Origin of the sequence: Bacillus sp. FSL L8-0654, assembly GCF_038629965.1 — a bacterium.
Lineage (GTDB): Bacteria > Bacillota > Bacilli > Bacillales > Bacillaceae > Bacillus > Bacillus safensis.
The window spans coordinates 480,639-504,510 of sequence record NZ_CP152026.1 but is presented as its reverse complement, the minus strand read 5'-3'; the positions used below and the strand labels follow the sequence as shown (position 1 = coordinate 504,510).

19 protein-coding genes and 1 riboswitch are annotated in these 23,872 nt (G+C 41.7%); of the genes, 5 read left to right on the top strand and 14 right to left on the bottom strand.

The genetic code is table 11. From position 1 onward, the window contains the following. Positions 1–65: 65 nt before the first annotated feature. From MHH65_RS02395 to MHH65_RS02350, 10 genes are all read right to left on the bottom strand, one after another. On the bottom strand, positions 66–1,892 hold the full coding sequence (locus MHH65_RS02395) for an APC family permease (RefSeq protein WP_034283853.1): 1,827 nt from the start codon (positions 1,890–1,892) through the stop codon (positions 66–68). A 112-nt stretch (positions 1,893–2,004) separates the two neighbouring features. Continuing rightward, positions 2,005–2,149: riboswitch (cyclic di-AMP (ydaO/yuaA leader) on the bottom strand. A gap of 70 nt (positions 2,150–2,219) precedes the next feature. Then, positions 2,220–4,307: a cellulose biosynthesis cyclic di-GMP-binding regulatory protein BcsB gene (locus tag MHH65_RS02390; protein ID WP_098677268.1), complete on the bottom strand. Its 2,088-nt coding sequence runs from the start codon at positions 4,305–4,307 to the stop codon at positions 2,220–2,222. A 4-nt stretch (positions 4,308–4,311) separates the two neighbouring features. Beyond that, positions 4,312–5,580 carry a glycosyltransferase gene (locus tag MHH65_RS02385; RefSeq protein WP_098677269.1) on the bottom strand — a complete coding sequence of 423 codons (1,269 nt, stop codon included), beginning with the start codon at positions 5,578–5,580 and terminating at the stop codon, positions 4,312–4,314. Further along, positions 5,573–7,285, bottom strand: coding sequence for a DUF2334 domain-containing protein (locus MHH65_RS02380; RefSeq protein ID WP_098677270.1), 1,713 nt, complete (start codon positions 7,283–7,285; stop codon positions 5,573–5,575). Before MHH65_RS02380 ends, MHH65_RS02385 begins: the two co-directional genes overlap by 8 nt. Beyond that, positions 7,275–8,126, bottom strand: a complete 852-nt coding sequence (locus tag MHH65_RS02375) for a GGDEF domain-containing protein (protein WP_025093605.1) — start codon at positions 8,124–8,126, stop codon at positions 7,275–7,277. The genes MHH65_RS02380 and MHH65_RS02375 overlap by 11 nt, the downstream gene beginning before the upstream one ends. Further along, the gene (locus tag MHH65_RS02370) at positions 8,107–9,189 is read right to left on the bottom strand and encodes a glycosyl hydrolase family 8 (protein ID WP_098677271.1); all 1,083 of its coding nucleotides are present in this window, start codon (positions 9,187–9,189) and stop codon (positions 8,107–8,109) included. Before MHH65_RS02370 ends, MHH65_RS02375 begins: the two co-directional genes overlap by 20 nt. 197 nt (positions 9,190–9,386) lie before the next feature. Continuing rightward, on the bottom strand, positions 9,387–11,573 hold the full coding sequence (locus tag MHH65_RS02365) for a DNA topoisomerase III (RefSeq protein ID WP_098677272.1): 2,187 nt from the start codon (positions 11,571–11,573) through the stop codon (positions 9,387–9,389). 72 nt (positions 11,574–11,645) lie between these two features. After that, on the bottom strand, positions 11,646–12,701 hold the full coding sequence (locus MHH65_RS02360; protein ID WP_098677273.1) for a tartrate dehydrogenase: 1,056 nt from the start codon (positions 12,699–12,701) through the stop codon (positions 11,646–11,648). Positions 12,702–12,799: 98 nt separating this feature from the next. Next, positions 12,800–13,732, bottom strand: coding sequence for a DMT family transporter (locus tag MHH65_RS02355; protein WP_268414506.1), 933 nt, complete (start codon positions 13,730–13,732; stop codon positions 12,800–12,802). Then, a complete protein-coding gene (locus MHH65_RS02350) occupies positions 13,722–14,549 on the bottom strand; it encodes an AraC family transcriptional regulator (protein WP_254806214.1) in 828 nt (275 codons plus the stop codon). The genes MHH65_RS02355 and MHH65_RS02350 overlap by 11 nt, the downstream gene beginning before the upstream one ends. 153 nt (positions 14,550–14,702) lie before the next feature. Here MHH65_RS02350 and MHH65_RS02345 point away from each other — a divergent pair, with 153 nt between their 5' ends. Beyond that, on the top strand, positions 14,703–15,377 hold the full coding sequence (locus MHH65_RS02345) for a GntR family transcriptional regulator (protein WP_041106683.1): 675 nt from the start codon (positions 14,703–14,705) through the stop codon (positions 15,375–15,377). Between the two features lie 129 nt (positions 15,378–15,506). Continuing rightward, positions 15,507–15,803 carry a DUF3817 domain-containing protein gene (locus tag MHH65_RS02340; protein ID WP_076840756.1) on the top strand — a complete coding sequence of 99 codons (297 nt, stop codon included), beginning with the start codon at positions 15,507–15,509 and terminating at the stop codon, positions 15,801–15,803. Between the two features lie 75 nt (positions 15,804–15,878). Here the strand turns inward: MHH65_RS02340 and MHH65_RS02335 are convergent, their stop codons facing one another. After that, on the bottom strand, positions 15,879–18,128 hold the full coding sequence (locus MHH65_RS02335) for a hypothetical protein (RefSeq protein WP_268414505.1): 2,250 nt from the start codon (positions 18,126–18,128) through the stop codon (positions 15,879–15,881). A 158-nt stretch (positions 18,129–18,286) separates the two neighbouring features. On the opposite strand from MHH65_RS02335, the gene MHH65_RS02330 reads away from it, so the two are divergent. After that, a complete protein-coding gene (locus MHH65_RS02330; protein ID WP_056765195.1) occupies positions 18,287–18,505 on the top strand; it encodes a hypothetical protein in 219 nt (72 codons plus the stop codon). Positions 18,506–18,518: 13 nt separating this feature from the next. Beyond that, positions 18,519–18,701, top strand: a complete 183-nt coding sequence (locus tag MHH65_RS02325; protein WP_262090523.1) for a hypothetical protein — start codon at positions 18,519–18,521, stop codon at positions 18,699–18,701. A gap of 619 nt (positions 18,702–19,320) precedes the next feature. Here MHH65_RS02325 and MHH65_RS02320 read toward each other — a convergent pair. Both MHH65_RS02320 and MHH65_RS02315 read right to left on the bottom strand, forming a co-directional pair. Next, positions 19,321–19,743, bottom strand: a complete 423-nt coding sequence (locus MHH65_RS02320) for a pyridoxamine 5'-phosphate oxidase family protein (RefSeq protein ID WP_041106492.1) — start codon at positions 19,741–19,743, stop codon at positions 19,321–19,323. Positions 19,744–20,038: 295 nt separating this feature from the next. Continuing rightward, positions 20,039–20,908: an SDR family oxidoreductase gene (locus MHH65_RS02315; protein WP_024425561.1), complete on the bottom strand. Its 870-nt coding sequence runs from the start codon at positions 20,906–20,908 to the stop codon at positions 20,039–20,041. 156 nt (positions 20,909–21,064) lie between these two features. Between MHH65_RS02315 and MHH65_RS02310 the strand changes: the two genes are divergently transcribed. Then, positions 21,065–21,673, top strand: coding sequence for a class I SAM-dependent methyltransferase (locus MHH65_RS02310; RefSeq protein WP_034622988.1), 609 nt, complete (start codon positions 21,065–21,067; stop codon positions 21,671–21,673). A 16-nt stretch (positions 21,674–21,689) separates the two neighbouring features. Here MHH65_RS02310 and MHH65_RS02305 read toward each other — a convergent pair whose 3' ends face one another. Then, the gene (locus MHH65_RS02305; RefSeq protein WP_268414503.1) at positions 21,690–23,777 is read right to left on the bottom strand and encodes a PRD domain-containing protein; all 2,088 of its coding nucleotides are present in this window, start codon (positions 23,775–23,777) and stop codon (positions 21,690–21,692) included. Positions 23,778–23,872: the final 95 nt, after the last annotated feature.

Sequence of the window (23,872 nt, the reverse complement as noted above, 5' to 3'; positions counted from 1 at the left end):
GAGAAAACTCCTTTTTTCTTACTCCATACCACCGCACCCTTTTGATCAAACGTTTCAACTTGCTGCTACTTTTTAAAATGATATGGAAGGGTGGCGACCACAATATCCCGTTTCCATAATAGACGGAACCTTAATAAAAAGGCAGATTGGTTATGCAAGATCGTATGCCATCTTTTTTTCGGGATAAATTGAGGCACGAGCACCATCACTTTATATTGATGCGCATTTGCTTTTGCCTCAACCGTTTCAAGAAATTTATCAAGCGGATGAATAAGACTTCGATAAGACGAATGCAATATCACAAGCCGCACACCGCTGTTCAGTTTTTCCCAATCCGCTTCAATTTTCTTATCTTTTTCTTTATCAAATGATACATGAACTGCTATGACTTGATCTGATAAGGATTTTGCATATTGAACAGATTGCTCGACGACACGTGTTACACCGGCAATTGGCACGATGACCACATTTCCTTTAATCTCAACAGGCTCTGTTTCATTCATTAAACGCAGTTGTTCTCCAACAGACAGATAATGTTTTTTAATGGAATGAAAGATCAATAGCACAATAGGCATGAAAACAAATACTGGCCATACAAGATGGAACTTGGTCAAAATGAGAATCATGAGAACGGTGAAAGAAATCAGTGCTCCGACTATATTGATAGGCATTTTCGTTTTCCAGCCCTGCGGTTTTTCACGAATCCACTTCACACACATACCGGTCTGTGACAACGTAAATGGAATAAATACACCGACAGCATATAGCGGAATGAGGTGTTCCGTTTTCCCATCAAACAACCAAATGAGCAGCATAGAAGCTACACCTAAAAAGATAATGCCATTAGAATAACCGAGTCGATCCCCTCTTACAGTAAACATGCGCGGCATATATTTATCCTTTGCTAAGTTGACCGCCAATAAAGGAAAGGCGGAAAAGCCTGTGTTTGCCGCTAATATCAAGATTAAAGCTGTGACAGCTTGAATGACATAATAGAAAAATGTACGTCCAAATGTATCTGATGCAATTTGTGATACAACCGTTTCTTCTGGCTTTGGTGAGATGCCAAAACCAAACGCAAGCAATGTCACACCCACAAATAAAACAGCTAGTAATCCACCCATCATCAATAATGTTCTCGCTGCATTTTGTGCAGCTGGTTTTTTAAAGGATGGAATGGTATTTGAAATGGCTTCTACCCCAGTCAGTGCTGAACAGCCAGATGAAAATGCTTTTAATAAAAGAAACAATGTAATGCCAGGTACATGCGTGCCTATCGCTGTATGCTCAGGCGCTGGAGGAACGCCTCCTGTTAATAATTTAAAACCGCCGACTCCAATTAATATAAGGAGTGATATGACAAACAAGTACACAGGATAAGCCAAAATAGATGCCGATTCTGTCAATCCACGAAGGTTAAGCACCATGATCAAAATGACCAATACAATTGAAATCAGCACATGATATGGATATAGTGCCGGAAAAGCCGATGTGACGGCATCGGTACCCGCTGATATGCTCACTGCTACAGTCAAAATATAATCTACAAGCAATGATCCGCCTGCGACCAGTCCTGGTTTTTCACCTAAGTTTCTGCTAGAGACGACATAGGCTCCGCCGCCTTCTGGATAAGCATAAATAATCTGGCGGTAAGATAGAATTAACGCCATTAAAAGAATTAATACACAACCTGCAATCGGGAGTGAGTACCAAAATGCTGCTGCACTAACGACTGAAAGAACTATCAAGATTTGTTCTGTACCGTATGCAACGGATGACAATGCGTCTGATGACAATAATGCCAACGCTTTGATTTTTGATAGTTTTTGTTCTCCTGCTGCCTGTGATTTTAATGGTTTCCCAATTAAAATACGCTTCATCAAACTGTACATGTGATGCCCGCTCCTTTAGTGTCAAACGATTTAAGTTACAAAAGATGGATCGCCAAAAAGACACAGAGGCAATAGAATGCCCCTGCGTCTATTGTTTAGATCACAGGTTGGTCTTTGCTCTCTTTAACGCTTACGAGGTTAGCTGACGGATTCGGGCGCATGAGACTTTGCCCTACCTAAAAAGGATTCACCCCACGTGGTGTCCTGCACCACCAATGGTTCCCCCGCTCATCGAAATGATTCAGCGATTGGTCTTTTATAAAAGAGATCATACTCCCGTTTAACACCAAAGTAAAGACATTTTTTCAAGGTCTTTTGATCGTTTAATCAATCAGTCTTTTTGCGGTTTTTTCGCACGAAATAAATAATCATCACGACCACAAAAATAATCAGTGCAGCGATACATGCAAAGTAAATCCAAGAATCATTGATGCCTTGCTTTTCATCTTTTGGGAGATCATTTGTTGTGCTGCTGACCGTTTGATGATTAGAGAACATGTCTTTGTTTTTGCTCTCGATTGCAACTGTTGCCGTTTCCGTATTTGTTTGCAGGAAATGAATCACTTCATGTGAAAGATCAGCGTCAGCTACATTCATTCCGGAAAAGACGGTCATTGTTTGTTCTTTATTCCATACAGATGGCTGCGTCCATACAATACGAGCAGTCGTTTCATTGATCATGCCAAAGGAGGATACATCATACTGATCCTTTTTCACTGGAACGATGAGATCGTCTGCCTTTTCTTTTAAAAGAGAGAACGTTTGAATGCCCCCGATGAAAATGAGAGAGTGATCTTTCAATTGATCATTTGTCACATTTGAAGCTTTGATCAAATGATATTGGGCAGCTTCCGGCTGACTAAATGATTCTGTCAGCATCGCCATTTGATTGATCGTTTCTTGCTTGATTTGATCTGGCATGATGATCAATGTTTTTCCTTGCTGCGTTTTTGATGTGAAAGGAAGCGGCCATGCGGCTAAATCCGGTGTATCACTAGTCGTACCTTCTGGTATTTGAAGAGAGCTGTTCTTATCAATGTAAATCCAGCCTTCTTCATCCGTATGTCTGCAGGCTTCCATGTTTTTAAAGCCTGTAGTAACAAATTGCAAATCAATATATTCGTTCTTTTGGAGTACTTGTGAATCTACTGGAATTGACACATGATAGAATCCATTCTCATCTTTGTTTCCTAGTTTTGTTAACGGTACATCGTGCGGTTCGTTATTGATCATGACTGTTAAGCGTTCCGCTTTGTTCGCTGTATCAGATTTTTTAAATGATAGATTTAGTTTAGCTCCTGATTTTTGATGAGCGATCAATGCCTTTGGATAATAGTAATGATCAGATGCCGTCTTTTTGGTTCCAACCGTGACATCATCACCACCAAAATCTTTTAAACGAATTTGATGAGATGGTTTTGATGTTTTAACAGTAACCTTTTGAAGGAGTAAATCTGTCCCAGTGAGCTGACCTGTCAGTTCTGGTTGAGTCAGGACATTGATTTTTTCAGCAATTGTTTTTGGCTGTTCAGCAGTGACAAATAAAATGGGCTGTTCTTTTTTCTTTCCTGTCAAGGTTCTCACCGCTAACGTGAGCTGATCGCTTGCTGTTTTCATTTTCGCAGCTTGCTCGATCGATTTCACTCGTCCATCCCAGTTTCCTTTTGCTCCCACAGCAATGGTTGGATGAGCGATTTGCTTGAGGTCCTTTTCTTGGACGAGTTTGAGGTCTGCTTGGCGGTCTTTGTTTTTCAACGTCCGGTATACTTTCATAGCCGCTTCTAATTCAGCTGCTTCCGGTGAATTTGGAATCACAATATCTGTTTGTTCTTTCTGATCACCTGTTTGAATGAAAAATGAAGGGAAGCTGTCTAACGTCACGTCTTTCGTTTGAGTTCCTTTGAAATCCAGCTCACTTTCAGGATATACTTTCAGCCAATTGGCAGGTGTCTCTTGGTTGATACACACACCTTCTTTTAACACGCCATAAAATGTGAGCTGAATTTGATGAGAACCTTTTTTCAATTGCGCTTTGTTCAATTTGATTTGAATTGATTTCTTTTGATTTTTCCCTGATACGGGAATGGTCTTTTCAATCTCTCCATCAATCATGACTGTGAACGAAGATGGCGAAATAAGTAATGGTGAAGCCTCTATATTTAATGTAAGGGTGCTAGACTCAACTTTTCCTCTCTCTATTTGATAGGAAAATTCAGTGCGGTCTTCTTGTCCATACAAGGTTACTACATCTTCTGATAATGCTTGCGTTTCCGTTTGACTTCCTTTAGATGAGCGAATCCAGTCATCTTTCACTTGTACTCGATTTGATTGCGCCATTGCTTGACCCGCCATGAAAAAAGGCTGAATGGCAAGGGATATCATCAATATAAAAATCATCCATTTTACCGATTTCAATTTGTCACCCGCTTTTCTTTTGTTGTTGATCGTAACGCTCGGTTTTGTACCATTTCACTTCTTGTTTGAATAATCGGCTCTTTGCCTCTACACATAAGGAGTACACGACTAGCGCAATCCATACTTGAGAATAAGTGAAGTACATGAGTGCCACAATGAGTATATTTTGTTTGGTGAGCTCTGTTTTCTCAATGCTTAGTGTAATCATCACTTCTGTTAAAAAGAGGAAGAAGGCCAATCCCCACAGGATCAGTGCAACAGCTCCTACAGATAAGTGAAGGTCAACAAATAGGTTCACGATAAAGATGCCATTTGAGAGCAGGACACCGAAGAAAAATAAGAAATACGTAAAGAAGAAATAAAACAAATCGAAAATCATTCGTTTTCGTTTCAGCTTCATAAACTGCTTTAAAAATTTGAGTACAACATATTGATTGCCTCGTGCCCAGCGCGTTCTTTGCCGCCACCAGACTTTCCACGTTTCAGGCTCTTGTTCCCATGTAATCGCAGCCGGGAAAAATCGAATGACATAGCCAAGGTTATAGACTCGAATCGTTAATTCGGTGTCCTCAGCCAACGCATGAACATCCCAGCCGCCAAGTTCTTCTAAAATGTGCCGGCGGATGGCGAAGTTGGTGCCTGGTATTGTCGCAATACCAAACCACTTCCATCTTCCGCCCTGTGCCATCCATTGGAAGCAGATGGTCTCAATATTAATAAATTTGGTTAGTAGATTTTTGGCTGCATTGATGACCCTGAATTTCCCGACAACAGCGCCTGCCTTCGGGTCATTCAACAAACCAAGAACCAAATGATAGACGGCCTTTTGTTCAGGCATGTTATCTGCATCGTATACGCAGATGACTTCTCCTGTTGAAGCCTTTAAGCCTTCATTCAGTGCAGTGGATTTTCCCTTTCCTGCAAATGGCGGCTTCGTTTCAATCATATGGACATGATCATATTGCTCACTGAATGATTGCACGATATCCCCTGTGCCATCAGAGGAATTGTCATTAATCACAATGATTTCAAGGAGATGTTTAGGATAAGATAGCTGAACCATCGCTTTTAGCGTTTGCCAGATGACAACTTCTTCATTATGAGCAGGAATCAGAATGCTGACGGTCGGCAGCTCTTTCCCTTGTTTCGTCCATTCAGGCAGCACTTTTTCGTAGGTCAGGTAGTGCTGAAAGCCGCCCTGCATGAGAAACATGTGGTATAGGAGCATGATCCAAATCAATATTAATGAAAGATAAAATAAGACATCAGCCACCTAATTTTCTCTCCTTAAAAATTCGTTTTTTCATTGTCAGTCTTAAATACAATGTGTAAAAAGCAAATGCCGCAATAAACAGCATCACCACGACTGTGAGAATTCGCAGCATATTTTCCATACCGCTTCGTTTAACTGTTTTGGTTTCTGCTCTATTGGATTGTTCTACTTGAATATGTCCATTCCCTGATGTTTTGATTTGTACATGTGGTGTTTGGACTGTTTGTTTTGTTTTCTTTAAATCCAGCCATTCACTAGAAGGAATTGCATCCATCAGCGTCATCAGATTCTGCAATCCAGTTATTCCGGATTCCACATCATAGGACAGCCCGATTGCGGCTGATTGAAGATGCTGGATGGATTGAATCTTTTGTTCTGTTAAAATATTTGAACCTTCTTGGTCAGACGCTGGCTCTACTGATTGCTGAGGATATAAGGTCATACCATGAAGCATGGCGGGTTTCGTCACGAGTGGCGGAGCAGCGGCTGTTTTCCACGTATGGTCCGACAGCTGTACCTGTCCAAACAGACTGGACACATGCCTTGATATCACTTCATAGCCTTGTTGAGATATGGCATCATGCGGCACCTCGAATGCCAGTGGATAGAGACCTTGCTGCGCAAGAAACTCAATACCTTTTGTCAGTTTTTCTTCTGTATAGATGGTTTCTTGCTGCTGATTCGATCTCGTATAAGCATGGAAGTCTTTCTCATTCGAAAAATGGCTTTCACTTTGCTTCTTCTCGGCTTTTTTTGGGTCATTTGACGTAATGGACTGATCATTCTTTGCATCCCAGAACTCAAAGTCCTGACCAGAATCCTCTGTTCGATACGTACGGCTAAATCCATGAAGAATAATGCTGGCTCCATTACTTTGCAATTGTTTTAACACTTTTACGAGCTTCGGGCGGTCACTCAGTGTCACTTCATCGCCTGTTGTTCGATCCACCCAAACAGGGGTTACCGCTATCAGAAACGGGATATGCCGAGTGGATACATATTGTCCAAGCTCAAGCAGCTTCTTTTCGTCAGTGACAGGACTGATGTTCCCAAGCTTTAAATACTTTGTGGTCAGCTGATCAGAAGAAGGCAGGTTTTTTTCTAGCACTTCTGCAAGAAGCTCATTATGCTGCACGACATTTAAGATTCCAATATAGACCGCACCTTCCTTTGTTTGAATCACAAATGGAAGATCAGCTTCATGCTTCTTCAATAGAAATTCCCTTTGCAAGTCTGCCCCTTGAACCGTTAACGCAATGATCCTTTTCTCTAGCTGACGGTAAGTGGGATCATCTGTATATTTGATTTGACTCGTGTGTTCTTGTTTATGAAAAGTAAGCTTGGAAAATGGGCGCAGCTGGTCCGCATTGTATCCAATAGCTATGATCTTCTGTGCTTCGTTCATTACACGAATGGTCTGTTTTGGTAAGGTTCTCTTTATTTCCCCTAGATAGATGACTTGCTGAAATTCGCTGATCTTCTTTTCAGCCAAATGTTCATCAGATACAATCGTCGTCTGTTTGGAAAAATGTCCGGCGAGTAGATCCAGCATATGCACTGCTGGAGTCGCTTCTCCCGATTCTGTTGAATAAACAATCAGGGTAACTGGCTTGGCAAGAGCGTCGGCTGAAGCCATGTATTGAAACGAAAGAATGAAAAAAAGAGCCATCATCAAACAGCATTTCATCAAAGAATTAAAGTTCATTCATCATCATCTCTTTTTCTAGTTCTTCTAAAAATTGCTCTGGCGTACGATAATCCGAACTGCTTGTTAAATGACAGACATGAAAAGTCAGGGTGACTTCACGGCCGTTTAACAGCACATGCTTTTGCAATTTATCTTTTAGCTTCTCAAGGACGACAGAGACATTCTCTTCTGGTGTGTGAGTAAGCAGCAATCCTATTCGTTCTTCGGATAATCGAAATTTCTTATCAGTTTCTCTGACACTTTCGCGGATCTTAATACTTAATTGCTGAAATAGGTGCTGCATTTCTTTTTCTCCATATAATGATTTGAATTCCGCTGCATAATGGATATGAAGAAGGATAAAAACGAATGGCTGTTTGTAGCGTTCTGCCCGTTTCATTTCCTCGGATAATTCCAGCTTCATCCGATCTGCATTGTCAAATCCAGTTGTCGAGTCAATCGCCACAAATTGTTTCATCGCCTGCTTTTGTTGTTCTATGGTGTGACGCATCGTCTTGATTCGCTCATGCAAGCTTCCTGCTGAAATCGCGAAAAAGAGAAGAGCTGCGCCCCAAACCACCACATCCTGCAATGTTTGATTGGAAAAGAAGGGGTTTGTGTGGCCAAGCTCTGTAAAGAACATAGCACTTCCTATAAAGAACAGCATCAGCAAGGTAAAAATTAATGCTGGTAAGATGCCAAATAAAATCCCGCATCCTAACACGACAAAAGTCAGTGTGATCATCAAAAAGCTCTCTGCATCATGTACGCCAAGGTAGCCCATAAACAAAATAAGACCTGCAAACGTGAGGAGCAGAGAATAATATAAACGATACGTATTACTGAATAACCGATTCATTAAAAAGCTCCCTTTCTGCAATGAGAGGCAATAAGTTGTCAAATGAGTGTGTGTCTTTTTCGTTCATGTATCCTCCATAATAATCCTTGAGAGGATCTTGAATTTGTAATTCTTTCATGCGGTCATACACCTCTTTTGCGAATTCCGGTTCGTTTCGTTTAAGAGCATACAAGATGACCAGCGCATATACAGAAGGCGATTCATACGTCACTGATGGCTGCAATGTGCTCAGTTTATATCTACCGTACAATTTTCCTTCTTTTGTAAAAGTCGTTTTAAGCCATTTCATGATCGCGGACGTATTCACCTTTGCACGATCGGCATGTAGAGCCGTATAGAGTTGATCAATCATATTGATTTCTCGATCAAATGAATAGGCTTTTTTCTTTATGTCATAGGATTTAGGAAAGAATCCTTTTTTTCTCGGTGCTTGTTTTAGAATGGCCAATTGGTTACTCGTCATTTGTTTCGTGAATATTTTGAGGGATTCCAATTCTTTGATTGCTTTTGGGTCTAAATATGAGAGTGTGATTGTGTGTGAAGTTCGATTTGTTGATGCATCATAATAATCGGACAAGATGCCTCTATACATATTTTTGTCTTTTAACGCTTGTGCGATTTCTTTTGCTGTTGTTTGATATGCTGCATTCTTCCATAAACGATCTGCCTTTTGAAGTGCCGCCACTACCCGTAAATCATCAACCAAGGCATTGGCTTTACTTTTTTGATCAGATTCGATTTGCCAGCTGAGAAGATGATGGTCTAGTAAAAATTCATCTTGCAGGACACCCAATTGTTGGTCAAACGAATTTTGGTCTTTTTTTCGAACAAGATAATCCATCCAAAGCCCCAGCGATTCGGATAAGTAGATGTGCTGCTCTGCAAATGAAGTGCGGATCAAGCCTTGATCTGTCATGAGGTGATGAGTAATAAAATATTCTCCAGGCAATACTGGCTGTTGTGATACTGGATAAGCTGATTCCGTCTGCTGCTTCCAGGTACATCCACCTAGTAGAATGACAATGAGTAAAACAATACCTATGCGATGTATGGGTGTATCCATTCGTGTCCCCTTTCAACTCCCGTTCTCTTAGCATTCCAACGATTTATTATAGATTGTTTCTGTTTAAATTTAAATAAATATTTTATACCAAATTACGAGTCTTTTCGCATAGACATTCCCATTTTCAGAAAAACAATATGTCGATATGCTTGATTACATTGGAAAACCCATGCGTTTCCGCATGGGTTTTTATAATACTATTGATCTAATTTTAATTTCTTTAATTGCTCAGCCAGTGCGTTATTGATTGGTTCTTCCACTTTCTTTTGTTTCTTCATATATTTAGACACATCGTGCTTACTGGCTTTCTTTTGATTGGATTGTGATTTGCGTTTTTCGAAAACAGACAGTTTTTCTCTATGGCCGCACACACAAGCAAAGATTTTGCCATCGCCTTCTCCGCGCAGCTCGAGCTTTTTATGACAGTTCGGGCAGCGTGCGTTTGTTTTCTTCGCCACATTTTTACGGTGGCCGCATTCTCGGTCTTGGCACACGAGCATTGTGCCATGTTTTCCGTTTACTTTCAGCATCAGTTTTCCGCAGTCCGGACAATGGGTGCCAGTGACATTGTCATGCTTAAAGGTTTGGTTCGTCTGTTTGATTTCAGATACAGCTTGTTTTGCATAGGACTTCATTTCACTCATGAATTGAGAAGCCTTCAGCTGTCCTTTTGCGATTTTAGAAAGCTTTTGTTCCCATTCCGCTGTTAACGCAGGAGACTTTAAGTCTTCAGGCACTAAGGAGAGCAGCTGCTTCCCTTTCGATGTGATGAAAATGTCTTTGCCCTTTTTCTCGATTAAGAAACTGTTAAACAGTTTTTCAATGATATCGGCTCTTGTGGCCACTGTCCCTAGTCCGCCTGTTTCACCAAGGGTTTTCACTAAATCCTTTTCCTGATTCTGCATAAATGCCGCTGGGTTCTCCATAGCAGATAGCAGGGTTGCTTCATTAAAACGAGCAGGAGGTTTCGTTTCTCCTTTTGTTTCTTTCAGCTGGCGTACTTCAAGTGATTGCCCTTCGGAAAGTACCGGCAGATGCTGATCTGCTTCGGCTGACTCCTCTTCTTCATAGGATTCATCGTACACAGCTTTCCAGCCGGCTGATTGCACAGTTTTTCCTTTTGCTGTGAATGTTTCACTGCCTATTTTGGCGATCACCGTTGTTTCCTCATATTCAAAAGGATTCATGAGTACAGCAAGGAATCGTTTGGCAATCAGATCATATAATTTACGCTCTTTATCACTTAATGCACCAGGATACAGCTCTTCCTCGGTTGGAATAATCGCATGGTGATCTGACACTTTTGCATCGTTGACAAAGCCTTTGTGTGCTTTCACGCCTGATTGTAAAATGCGGTTCACATGCTGAGCGTACGGTCTGACATTCATTCCTTTTAATCGATCTTTTAATGTAGGAACGATATCCGCTGAAATAAATCGTGAATCTGTACGCGGATATGTTACAAGCTTATGCTGCTCATACAACCGTTGAAGCGTAGACAAGGTTTCTTTCGCTGAGAAGCCGTAGCGTTTATGCGCATCACGCTGCAATTCAGTGAGGTCGTACAGCCCTGGAGCAAAAGCTTTTTTCGCTGTTTTTTTCAATGCATCGATCACTGCTGGTTTTCCTTTGCAGCCTGCCAAGCGCTCTTTTATGACATTCTCTTGGAATGTGCGGTTTTGCTTTGTTTTGGCATCCTGCCACGTCAAGGTAAGTCCATCTACTTGTGCAGTCATTCCATAAAACGGCTTCGGCTGGAATTGCTGAATGTCTTCTTCTCGTTTGGCGATCATGGCAATCGTTGGTGTTTGTACCCGTCCGCAGGAAAGCTGCGCATTGAACTTGGTCGTCAGCGCTCTTGTTGCGTTGATCCCTACAATCCAGTCTGCCTCAGCACGTGCAACCGCTGAGCGGTACAGATTATCATATTCTCTGCCGTCTTTTAGTCGTTTGAAGCCTTCTTGAATGGCTTTGTCCGTAACAGATGAGATCCATAGTCGTTTTAGCGGCTTTTTCACATGCGCTTTTTCAAGAATCCATCTTGCGACAAGCTCCCCTTCACGTCCAGCATCTGTTGCGATGACAATGTCTTTTACATCTTTTCTTGCAAGCTGTGCTTTTACTGCTTGGAATTGTTTTCCTGTCTTTTTCATGACGACAAGCTTGAGCGGCTCTGGAATGATCGGCAAATCCTCTAAACGCCAGGATTGAAATTCTTTTCCGTAGCCTTCTGGATCAGCCAGTGTGACCAAATGGCCAAGGGCCCACGTGACAATGTATTGATCTCCTTCTAAAAAACCATTTCCTTTTTTATGACACTTCAGTACACGCGCTAAGTCACGTCCTACTGAAGGTTTCTCTGCTAATACAACTGTTTTTGACACTAGATTTCACATCTCTTTCTTCTATCCATCCTTTTATTATAGCAGACGTGGAGATGCGGTTCTAATGACGGATTATTTCTTCAAACGCGTGATAATTTCGTTTGTGATTTCTTGTGTTTGATAAGCCCCGCCGATGTCTGCCGTTAAAAAGCCGTCTGCTGTGACTGACTCGATGATTTCGAGCAGGTGTGTACCTAGTTCTTCCTCTCCGAAATGATCAAGCATGAGTTTAGCGGTCCAAATTTGACCGATTGGGTTGGCAATTCCTTTCCCTGCAATGTCTGGGGCTGATCCGTGTACAGGCTCAAACATGGATGGATATTTGCCATTTACATTGATGTTGGCGGCAGGCGCCACGCCAATACTTCCCATAATCGCAGCCCCAAGATCAGTTAAAATATCGCCAAATAAATTGCTGGCAACAATCACATCGAATTTCTCTGGTCTTGTCACAAAGAAGGCTGAGAGCGCATCAATGTGCTGCGAGTCTGCTGTCACCTCTGGATAATCCTTTGCTACGTCTTGAAACACTTCATCCCAAAATGGCATTGTATGAACAATTCCATTCGATTTGGTTGCACTTGTCACATGCTTTCGTCTTTTTTCTGCTAATTGAAAAGCAAAGCGCATGGCTCTATCTGTCCCTTTTCTGGAGAAAACAGCATTTTGAATGGCAAGCTGATCTTCCCCTTGATAGATGCGGCCTCCGATTTCACTATATTCGCCTTCACCGTTTTCTCTTACAACAAGAAGATCGAAATCCTTTGGCTTAGCAAGCGGGGAGCGAATACCGCTCAGCTGTTTTGCAGGTCTAACGTTAATCACCTGCTCAAATTCACGTCTAATTTTAATCAGCAATCCCCAAAGCGATACATGATCCGGCACTAAATTGGCATCTCCGACTGCCCCTAAGAAAATGCTGTCAAAGGCTTTCAGTTGTTCCAATCCATCCTTTGGCATCATTTCGCCATGCTCTAAATAATATTCACAGCTCCACGGAAAATCCTGAAAGGTGAAAGACAGCCCGCCATGCACATCTGATATCGCTTTCAAAACTCGGATGGCTTCAGGCACAACTTCCTTTCCAACCCCGTCTCCTGGAATTGCTGCAATTGAAACATGCTTCATTGATTTTTCCCCCTTCGTCATCGGTCGACCGTCGACCATTTAATTCGAGTTTACTAGAGAGTGTCTGTTCTTACAATGGACAAAAGACGCTTTTTTGATCAAAGCGCCTTTTTATCCTGCATCAGCACACGGGGCTTCTGTTTCTTTCTTCCCGCACTTTTTTTATCTGAAAGCAGCAAACCTCCTAAGGTCAGTACCGTTCCAAGCGCAGACATGAAGGTCAATCTCTCGTGAAGAACGATCATTGAAATGACCATCGTAATAATGGGCACTCCATAAATATACACACTCGATTTCACCACACCGAGCGTTTTCACAGAAAAGCTCCATGTCAGAAAACAAATCGCAGATGCGAAAAGGCCTAAAAACAGCAAGTGGAAGGCAAACGATGGATTCGTCAACCGTTCCCAGTCTAAACGAATTTTAAAATGCCAGATCAGTGGAATCATCCATAGCAGTCCGTAAAAGAAGACACGCCTTGTTACCTGAATGATATGGTAGCCATATTGGTTGATCATCTTCGATAAAATGGAATAGAATGCCCAGACGATGGTAGCCGTTAATGCTAACGCATCACCGAGTGGATTCAATTGAAACGTCGCCATTCCATTCATGCTGATCAGCACGATTCCCGTCATTGCGATGAAAAAGCCTATGAAAAACCGGCTGTGCAGCGGCTCATCTTTTAATAAAAAATAAGCCAATAGAAAAGAGAAGAATGGGACAACGGAGCTGATGACACCTGCATTCGAAGCGAGCGTATAAGTAAGTGCGACATTTTCTAAAAAGTAATATAAGACCACACCGCATAAACCTGCCAGCGCAAACATCCCTTCATGCTTTTTATTTCGCACCTTCATGGTGACTGGATAGATGATCACCAGAGCCAAGTACCCTATAAAAAAACGGAAAAATAAAATCTCTGTTGGAGAAAAAGCCGTTAATAATATTTTGGTAGAGATAGAGGTAGATCCCCATAAAAAAATGGTGAACATGGCCGCCAAATGACCAAGCAGCTGTTTATTTTTCATTAGCAGTTACCTGCTTTACAAAAATTTGCTGATACTGCCCTGGCGTGAGTCCAATAAATTCTGAAAAGAAATGACTCAAATGACTTTGATCAGAAAATCCAGCGGAGGCAGCCGCATCTACAGGCTTCACTCCTTGGGCAAGAAGCTCCTTCGCATAGTTCACCCTGACTGTCTGTAAATAACGGTACGGCGTGATGCCTCTGAACTTTGTAAAAGCACGCAGCAATGAATATTTGTTCATAGACACAAGCTCACCTAAGTCATCTAACGAGATATTTTCCGTGAGGTGTGTTTCGATATATTGCTGTACGTCTTGGACTTTTTGTTCGTTGGCATGTGCGGCTGATACTTTTCCCCCTGGGGTATCAGCATAGGCTTCAATCAATTGTTTCATAAAGAAATAGAAGGTTTCCTGTTTATTCAAAGCAGGCGCTTCTTCTGTGATCATTTGATGTAAATCATATAACGGCTTTGTTCGTTCACTTTGTGAAAACACAGGGGCTTTAAAATGCGGCTTGTGCTGAAAGATTTTTTCCAGCACCTCTGCTTCAATATTTAAACAGCGATAATCGAGTGTCCTGTGATCAATTTGTTCACATGCGTGATTATCATACGGATTGAAAAGAAGGATATCACCCTTTTCAATGATGTATTCTTGATTTTGGCAGATCAAACGTCTTTGACCGTCTTCAATAAATCCAATCACATAATATGTATGAAAATGATTCGGGAACTTTTGCATGATGCCATGAAAGCGATACGCCTCTATTTGCAAGTCTTGATCAAAATGTACAGTTCGTTCCTCTTGTGTGTTCATGTCGATCCCTCTTTTCACTGAACTGATCATTAGTGTAGCACACCCTTTTTCTCTTGGATTGTACGATATTGACTTTTCGATGCAGACTTGCCTAGAGGGAAAAACTTGGATAACATGAGACAAAAGATGATGTATAAAAGAGGGAACGATGGTATGAATTCATTCGAGATGGAAAGACCAGCACCGTATCACATGCAATTTTATGAACAGCTGAAGCAAATGATATTTGATGGCCAGTTTCAGCCAGGAGAGCGCATCAATGAAACACAGCTTGCCAAGCAATTTGGCGTAAGCCGATCACCGGTAAGAGAGGCGATGAGACTGTTAGAAAAAGACGAGCTTTTAATCGCGGATCATCGCTCAGGCTATTCCGTCTATACATTAACAGAAAAAGATGTCGAGGAGCTTTATCAAATTCGGGCGGCCTTAGAAACACTTGCTGTTGAGCTTGCCTGTAAGGAAGCCTCGCAAAGAGAAATGGATGAAATTGAGCAGGTTCTCACGCAGGCGGACGAAGCGATCAAGCAGCAGCTGCCATCTAAAGAGATCGTCCAGTTACATGAAGCCTTTCACCAAAAAATCATTTTGGCGAGTCACAATGACCGCTTATCCAAACAATTAAATCACGTGAATGCACTCATTCACTATTGCCGCATCTTCCATTTTAGCGGCGGGGCTCGTGCTGAAACCATTCAAAGAGAGCATACAGCCATCTATTCTGAAATAAAAGAGCGCCGCTCCAGAGAAGCGGTTCAAGCAATGACAGAGCATTTATTACATGATGCTATGCACTTAAAGCAAGTACTCTCTAAAACAAACAAAGAGTAAAGGACTTTTCCCATTTTTTAAGCATTCCATGAACATATTTTGAATTTTTCGTAGATTTCAGCATGTCCAGACGATCTTTCGTTTATATTAGAAGATGAGAAACTAGCTTTTATACAGGAGGATTTGTATATGCATACAAGTGTTAGCCGTCTTCGACAGGCGGGTTTTATTGAGGGTATGTCTCTTTTAACCCTTCTTTTAATTGCCATGCCTCTAAAATATTTTGCGGATATTCCGATGGCAGTCACTATTGTAGGCTCTCTTCATGGCGCATTGTTTGTCATCTATATGCTCATTTTGGCATATGTGACTTTTAAAGTTCGCTGGCATTTGAAATGGTCCATCGCTGGTTTTTTTGCGGCTTTCATTCCTTTCGGTAACTTCGCCTACGATAAGGTGCTCCGCCAATATGATACAAAAGCTTAATCAAAAAGGGCTAAAACGACATTCGTTTTAGCCCTTAGTCTTCACGCTGAAGCGTCCTGATAAAGGAACGCTTTTTTATATTGATGCATATTTCACAATGGCTGCTCGACGCGTCATGTCGTGATACGCCACCCATAATTCATCACCAGGCAAGACGCTAGTGATTGGATCGATTGGCTGTTTCACTTCATACATCATGCCATTTCTCTCAACCTGAATGATCGCTAACGGCAGATTGCCGATGACGCCCGCAAATCCAACATTGGTCACTTTTGCACTTCCTTGTTTCTCTTGCATGAGACCCATTTCTCTATCCAGCTCTTCTTTCTTTGTCTGGATCGTGATTTGAGTGCCCGCTGCGACCTGCATATGATCAGGGATAAACTGGCTAACCGTTTTTGTGATGGACTCATCTCCGTTTGAAACCGTCACATCAAGCTGAATAGGCTTTTGTTCATGGATGGCCATTGGATATTGCTTCACACGCTGGATCGTTCCTGTTAACGTCACATCTTTACCCGATCGATTCCGCACTTCATGGCCATAGGCTGCCATTTTGAGCTGGCCGTTGATGTCGACGAGATCGGCTTTTTCTCCTGTTGTAAATTCAAAACCAGCGGCTTGAATCATTGGAATGATATACGTTTTCTGATCCAATTCAAATGTGAGTGATAAGACAGTGCCTCGTCCTACGGTTCCATATGATTCTATATTTCTTAAAACAGCGCCTTTGATGAACTTTGGCTGACTTGGCTGCGAGAAGTCACCTTCTTTTAAGAGCATTGCCTTTTTCTTCTTTGGATCATAGTGAATGACAATACGCTGTCCCGGCTGCGGTATCTGGGTGTAGGATACAACCGTTTTAACCGTCTTTTCTATGCGCTGCCCTTCATATTCAAATTGAAGCCGCATGCTGACAACTGGCTGTTCGTTAATGTAGGTGCCCGTTTCTTTAACAGACACAATATTGGCTTCTAATGTGACACTGTCCTTTATCTTGTTTCTCCTCACCAGTCTTAAAATCGGCGGCAGGAAGATCGCTAGCACAAATAATAATAGCGGGATCAAGATCCATATCGCCCAGTTAAGAATGAGCGGTCCGCCCTTCATTACATATTGCGTAAAGGTATCAACAGACGTTTGGTGGGCTGGACTGGCGTTTTCAATTGAGATGACCTTCTGCAAAGGAAATTCCTTTAGCTGTTTGCTTTTCGTCTCAAATGCACCCGTTAATTGATTGTCAAATGAATAATAGAGCCAGTCGCTCTTCACATTTTTATTGAAAGAGAGCCCTTCTTTTTGTAAAGATTCATATGAAAACGACTGCAAAAGCTTGCTGGCAGACGTCGCCTTATTCGTGCGATGGTTATAAATATAACCAGTCAGTTTGCCTTTTGCTTCGTCCTTTGCTGTAGAGCCTGCCAGAAGAACTTCTTCTTCATTAAGCTGGTACACATTCGTTTGGTAAATTGGCTTTGGTGTTGGAACGACTTCTTCAAGCCTTCCCTCTGCATTCACTTTCCTTGCCCTTTTTGGATATTCCGATTCCACGGCGACAGCAAAGTTTTGTGATGATCCAATCGTTTTTTGCAGCCGCTGCTCAACTGTATCTTCTACAAGGCTAAACGGTTCAGCGTTTTTGGAGACATAAACCCCAAGCTGATGCTTCTCGTTTGAGATTCCGCTGACATACGCCTTCTGATCATTTTTCAAAGTTACTTCAAATATAGGAATTGGCGTCTGCCCTCTAAAAGAATTCATGACGACATCGATGGAAACGGGTCTTGCTGGCAGCTTTAGGTCGTTCAGATTGTGCACATGAAACTGACCATTCTTCAACTCACCGATGACCGCAGCAGCGCCTTCCATTTCTCCTGTAAATACGAGCCGTCCATTCCATTGGTATGTATTCGTTTTTAAAAATGAGGGAATCTGCAGGTTATTTTGAACGAGCTCTTTCTTTTTTCCGCTTGGTGTTAGTTTCTCGATCAACAGCTTTCCGTCTTTATTTTTTAAAGCCAGTAAGAGATTGTTTCCTTGAATGGATGGCAGCATTTCATGAAACGTATCACTTTCTGTGGTCCATTCACTGATTCTTTTTCCTGATTGAGGATCATACATTGCAAAATGGAGCTGCTGGTCTTTTGATACAGCACTCACCACTCGTTTTCCTTCATCAAATGTAAACATTCCTTTGACGTCATACTCTGTTACTTTCCCATCTGACAAATCATCTTGGTAATGGTTCCACACCAAGACACTGAGAATGATCGCTGGAATAAAGAAGACAATATATCTGAGGAAGATGACTGGTACTCTTTTCACTTGATCGCTTCCTTTCATGAGGTTCCTTTCACTTATACGTCAGTACAGCGAAAATGTTTCATGCTAGAAGAATACCATCAAAGCCTCTAAAATCCATATTTTACAAACTTTGTTGTTTACGATAAAATCCAATCAGATTCAAAAAAGGAGTTATCTCATTGGATAAGCTATCATCAATCATTCTAGCAGCTTGGCTGCGTGTCCCTCGCTGGTTCAAGCAATGGGTACTCGTATCCATTTCCATTTTCTTTTTTTATATGTGTTTTGTAAAGGGGCTGACTAGCTGGCACACCTTGCCGCCTGTCACTTTGCTCTCATGTGTGATTGGTTCCTTCATCATTTGGCTGATGTGGCTTAAGGGTCAAAAAAAGAAGTGAAAAGAGGACAATGATGAAAAAATTGATTCTATATTTTGCGATCTCTTTTGTGCTGCAATTCGTTTGGTTTGGTCTTGTGCACCCAAATAGAGGCGTGACACTGCTGGACATGTTCATGTTTTCTATTTTGTTTGCGGTCATGTTCTTTTTTATTGAGCGGATTTGGCAGTATCAAAAGAAAGGACGAAGTAAATGATCATGAAGCTCGCTTTATTCACTCTGATTATTTGTGCATTTATCGGTCTGCTGTTAATGTCAAACCCTTTTGGGGCGGACGCTATGCGATTGGTTTGTATCTTCATCTTCCCTTTTCTTGGGCTTATTGGTTTCGGATTCCTATTGTTTACCCCAATGAAAAAGGCTGCCAAATAGATGGCAGCCTGTTCCTTACTCTTTTCATGCAAATAAATAATCAATGTTTAATCTCCGTTACGGAGTGTATGAATTAAGATTCGATCATATCAGTGTGTCATATGTGTTCCGAGTGAACCTACGTTTGAAAGTAAACGCCATGGAAGTTCTGGATAACAAGACAACGAAAGCCCTACCTCTCATTCGTCCTTACGGCTCCGAAGCCGTGCCAGTGTGAATTGTAAATCAAAACGTCTTTTTTCCATTCTTCCGCTTTTATAGGGGGGCGGGTGCAGAAGGAAAAGAATAAGTTTGTTCGCTTTGACAGCGTCTCGTTCTTATCAAGTAGAAGCTCTATTGCTTCTCATTATGTCATAGAAAAAAGAAAGTTTACTTTCTTTATTTATTTGCTTATTTCAACACTAATATAAAACTATAACACATTCCCCCTGCTTACGCAAGTGTTAAAGTGATAATTCTGCTGGTGTACGGCTTCCTTCGTTCATATAACGAATGGAGGTTGGCTCAATCTTCAGAATCACTAGATTCGGATCCTCTTTTCCTTTAAACCATTTCTCCATCTCATCAGACCAAAGACGGTCGATTAGTTCCCGATCATCGGTTAATGCTGCGGTGCCTGCAATCTCTGCATAAGTATCACCGAATCCTTCGCCTGAATATCCAATAAGAATATGAACATTCGGGTTTTTTTCAATTTCTTCTGCTTTATGTGTTTCTTTACTCGTTGGTGTATATAACGTCAGCCCTTCATGGAAAAAAGTCATATAGCGGGTATGCGGCTTATCCTGTTCAACAGTCGCTAGTGTTCCGACCTTTTGTTCATCTAATAGGTTTAATACCTTTTGTTTTAATTCTTCTTGAGACATATCGTTTCACTCCTTCAAAATTTCATCCGTATACGTAGGTTTCCACGACAGCCCATTCATTAAACAAAGAAATGTGTTTTTTCATAAAAAGCGACCTTCTGGCTGATGCTATAGAAAACAGGTTCAATGAAGGGAGAAATTGAACATGCATCATGAAACGATGTTCCATTTGAGTTCACTTGTCATTGCGGCAGTTGTTGTAGGCATTATCGTATGGTCTGTCATATCTGTGCAGAAAAATCGCAAGAAATACTAAAAACACCGCCCAATCAAAGCTGGGCGGTGCCGCGGTAGATCATGTATTCATAAAGGAACCGCCATTGACATGAAGTGTTTGTCCTGTCATATAAGACGATTCGTCAGAAGCCAGCAGGACAAAACAGCCGACATGCTCTACAGGCTGTCCTGGTCTTCCCATTGGGGTTTCTGCGCCGAAGCTTTCCACACTGTCTTCATCAAATGTAGATGGAATGAGCGGCGTCCAAATTGGACCTGGCGCTACACCGTTCACCCGAATCCCATCTTTCACAAGCGATTGTGCCATAGAACGCGTAAAGCCGTTAATGGCTCCTTTTGTCGCCGTATAATCAATCAGCACTGGGTTTCCCCGATATGGGTTAATTGATGTTGTATTAATGATGGAGCTTCCCGGTTTTAAATAATCCAGTGCCTTTTTCGTAAAATAGAAATAGGAATAGAAGTTGGTTCTAAAGGTTTGGTGAAGCTGTTCACTCGAAATATCTTGAATACGTTCTTGCGGATGTTGTTCAGCCGCATTATTTACTAAAATGTCTAATTGACCAAAGGCTTCAACTGTTTTTTCTACTGCTTTCTCACAAAAGGCTTCGTCACCGACATCTCCTGCAATCGTTAAGCATTTAACGCCTTCTTGTTCTACACGTTTTTGCGTATCCTCTGCATCCTCATGTTCATTTAAATACACAATGGCAACATGTGCCCCTTCTTTTGCATAGGCAACAGATACTGCCCGTCCAATTCCACTATCTCCACCTGTAATCAGTGCCACTTTTCCTTTTAGCTTGCCAGAACCTTGATATGATTCATCCTCAAAGATCGGCGCTGGATTCATTTCTCTTTCACTGCCTGGCTGCTGATCCTGCGTTTGGCGCGGAATGCCATTTGTTAAATATTCACGTAAATCCATGTGTAAGCTCCTCCTTGATTTGTTGATGTATCCTTTCATTACCACCTCATTTTTTCACTCAAACATCATGAAGCTATACAAATGTGTTCCCGAAAATCAGCATGTTTGAAGAGGGGCAAAATCGGTTACATGATCATCAAAAAGGAGCGTTCTCACATGCTGTCTATTTCGAAAACCTTTAGCAGACCAAAAGGCTGGCTCGGAAGCATTGCTGGACTCATTATGGCAAATGAAAATAAAGCATTGAATCAGTGGGCTATCCGCCACTTAGATTTGACAGATGGTGAAAACATTTTAGAAATTGGCTATGGACCCGGCTACAGTATTAAACATATGCTCAAGCATTATCAAGATCTTCATATTGATGGGCTTGATGCTTCTTCCACCATGCAGGAGCAAGCACAGTCACGCGTCAGCAAACGGGCAAAAGACAAACAGGTTCGGCTGTATGTCGGAAAAATCGAGAAAACACGTCTTCCCGGAGAGCAGTATGATAAAGTGCTGTCTGTTAACAATTTTACGATTTGGGATGATCCAAAAACGGGCTTACTCAATCTTTATCACACCTTGAAACCAGGCGGAACACTCGTTATTGTGATGCAGCCAAGAGAAAAAGGAGCTGATGCCAATCGGACAAAAGAGATGGGTGAAAACATATTAAACGACTTGAAGTTTGCCGGGTTTGACCAATTTTCTATTGAGTATGAAGAAATTCGTCCTACCCTTGCCGTCTGTGTCACAGCAAAAAAGCCGAGAAGCGAATAAGCTCTCGGCCTTTTTCTTACCACTTCGCCTCTTTAACAAATTGATAGAAAAGCTGATGTAATTTCAGTTCAATGTCTTCCTTTGTTCCTTGTCCATAAAGCGCCATGCTTTCTTCACTTTCAATGATGGATGAACTGATCAGGCTAAACATTTCTGACCCTTCCTTGCCAAGCTCTTGCGGCGCAAGCATCATGAGCATTCGTGACATCTGCTGCTGCCCGCCATCCATGCTTTTAACCTCATATGCCTGATCAAGATCATAAATATGAAAGATTGGTTCCTTGATGAATGCATGCTTTAAATGATAAAGAGCAAACTCGGTACCGGGTATGCCTAAGCCGCCTTGCTGTTCACGTTCCAAAAGGCCGCCCGCTACATCATCCGCATGTATGATAAACCCTTCCTCTTCAAGCTGACAAAGCAGCTGCCTGATGGTTTCATCATGCTGCGGCATCGTCTTTCTTTTTTCGATGGTAAAATGGGACAGGATGCTGCGAATCACAAACATATAGTTCGTCACCTGCTCTGCAACCGCCATCATATCAACGGTTTCTTGCACCAATTCTTTAGGAGATTCTTTTGTTCTTTTTTTCTCGATGATATAAGGAATCTTCCGTTTAATATGAGCCTTCACACGCATGGCATCATCCTCGTTTAAAAGGGGGCTGACCATAATGTAATCGATATGCTCATATGGAATCGGAACGGTCGAGACAATCATGTCATAGCTCGATGCATCGATTTCCTTTAGCTCCATCAAGGAGGATAGATCGAATTTGGCGATCTCCGGCAATTCTTTTTTCAACCGGGAGGCGAGCATTTTCGAGGAACCAATCCCGCTTGAACAAACAACCAGCGCATGAATTTTTGTTTCTTCTTTTTTGATTTCAAGCACTGAGCCAAAATGAAGCACAAGAAAGGCAATTTCATCCTCTGGAAATTCAATCTCTGGAAAGAAACGCTCGACTCCTTCTTCAATCGCCATAAACAGCAAAAAGTAGTCTTTTTTTATTTGTTGTGTGAGCGGATTATAGATTCTCATCTTTTCCTTTAGACGGTTCATGGCAGGCTCAAGATGAGACACGAGCCCCTCATACAATGAATCATTTTCATTGAGATGATAGCCGGTTTTATTTGATATAAAATCAATAAGTTTTTTCGTCCTCAGCGCTATATCCAGCTCAATTTCATCAATACGGTATTCTGCCCCAAAGCTGCGATTTGCACTGCGAAGATGGATGGTCATATATCCGACCTCCGCTTCAGGAATCTCCACATTAAACATGCGTTCAAGCGCCCTTGCCATTCGAAGTGATGATTCAAATTCCTTCGTCCGCTTTAATTCCAGCAGCTCTTCCTCTTCCATTCGAATGGTTTCCCCAAGCTGAATACGTTCGATAGCATAGGTTAAGTGAACAACAAGTGCAATATAGGCACTATCAGATAATGAGAGTGACAGTCGATCTTTCAAATGAAAGAGCAGCCTTTCTACCTTTAGCAGCTGTCCTCTGCTGACAACGCCAAACACCTTTTCCGTCGCTTTCGTTCGATGTTTGATATTCATTTCAATCGTTTCTAAAAATAATTGAATGTCGAGCCGGTCAACAATGAGATTGCCGACAATTTTTCGTTTTGCTTCCTCCGGCCCTTTTAATTCAATGCCGTACCCGCGCTTGCGGATAAGCTGCAAACCGTATGGAGCAATCCACTCTGTTAGTTCATCTAAATCATAGCTGATCGTCGCATTTGTTACCTGCAAGTCAGCTGCGAGTGTGTATAATTTCACCGGTTCCTTCGCTTCAAGCAGCGCACATAGAATTAAGAGCTTTCGTTCATCTGAGCTATATTCGATTTGATCCTCATTTGACATATGAGCAAGAAGCCGCTGTTTATCCTCCTGTTCGCCGACCGCCTTCAAGCCTTTCCCCGGCTGTTTATCTAATGAAAGATGATAATCTTTCAAAATTGGTTTAATGGATTTTAGTTCTCTATGGATCGTTCTAGTACTTACCTGAACAGAATCGGCTATCTCACGAATGGTGACATAACGATTTTGCTGAATGATGTATTTAATGACTTTCTGTTCTCGTGCCGTTATGTACATGAAATGCCTCCTTCTGTATAAATAGGTCTATTGTCACACCTTAATATAAAACGCTTTCAACGAGCGATGCAATCTTAAGTTGATCTGAATTTGGC

Excerpts from the sequence above, each read along its gene's own strand:
- MHH65_RS02395 (WP_034283853.1), bottom strand. The coding sequence starts at position 1,892 with ATGTACAGTTTGATGAAGCGTATTTTAATTGGGAAACCATTAAAATCA.
- MHH65_RS02380 (WP_098677270.1), bottom strand. The coding sequence starts at position 7,285 with ATGAACTTTAATTCTTTGATGAAATGCTGTTTGATGATGGCTCTTTTT.
- MHH65_RS02375 (WP_025093605.1), bottom strand. The coding sequence starts at position 8,126 with ATGAATCGGTTATTCAGTAATACGTATCGTTTATATTATTCTCTGCTC.
- MHH65_RS02370 (WP_098677271.1), bottom strand. The coding sequence starts at position 9,189 with ATGGATACACCCATACATCGCATAGGTATTGTTTTACTCATTGTCATT.
- MHH65_RS02360 (WP_098677273.1), bottom strand. The coding sequence starts at position 12,701 with ATGAAGCATGTTTCAATTGCAGCAATTCCAGGAGACGGGGTTGGAAAG.
- MHH65_RS02355 (WP_268414506.1), bottom strand. The coding sequence starts at position 13,732 with ATGAAAAATAAACAGCTGCTTGGTCATTTGGCGGCCATGTTCACCATT.
- MHH65_RS02350 (WP_254806214.1), bottom strand. The coding sequence starts at position 14,549 with ATGAACACACAAGAGGAACGAACTGTACATTTTGATCAAGACTTGCAA.
- MHH65_RS02345 (WP_041106683.1), top strand. The coding sequence starts at position 14,703 with ATGAATTCATTCGAGATGGAAAGACCAGCACCGTATCACATGCAATTT.
- MHH65_RS02340 (WP_076840756.1), top strand. The coding sequence starts at position 15,507 with ATGCATACAAGTGTTAGCCGTCTTCGACAGGCGGGTTTTATTGAGGGT.
- MHH65_RS02325 (WP_262090523.1), top strand. The coding sequence starts at position 18,519 with ATGAAAAAATTGATTCTATATTTTGCGATCTCTTTTGTGCTGCAATTC.
- MHH65_RS02320 (WP_041106492.1), bottom strand. The coding sequence starts at position 19,743 with ATGTCTCAAGAAGAATTAAAACAAAAGGTATTAAACCTATTAGATGAA.
- MHH65_RS02315 (WP_024425561.1), bottom strand. The coding sequence starts at position 20,908 with ATGGATTTACGTGAATATTTAACAAATGGCATTCCGCGCCAAACGCAG.
- MHH65_RS02310 (WP_034622988.1), top strand. The coding sequence starts at position 21,065 with ATGCTGTCTATTTCGAAAACCTTTAGCAGACCAAAAGGCTGGCTCGGA.
- MHH65_RS02305 (WP_268414503.1), bottom strand. The coding sequence starts at position 23,777 with ATGTACATAACGGCACGAGAACAGAAAGTCATTAAATACATCATTCAG.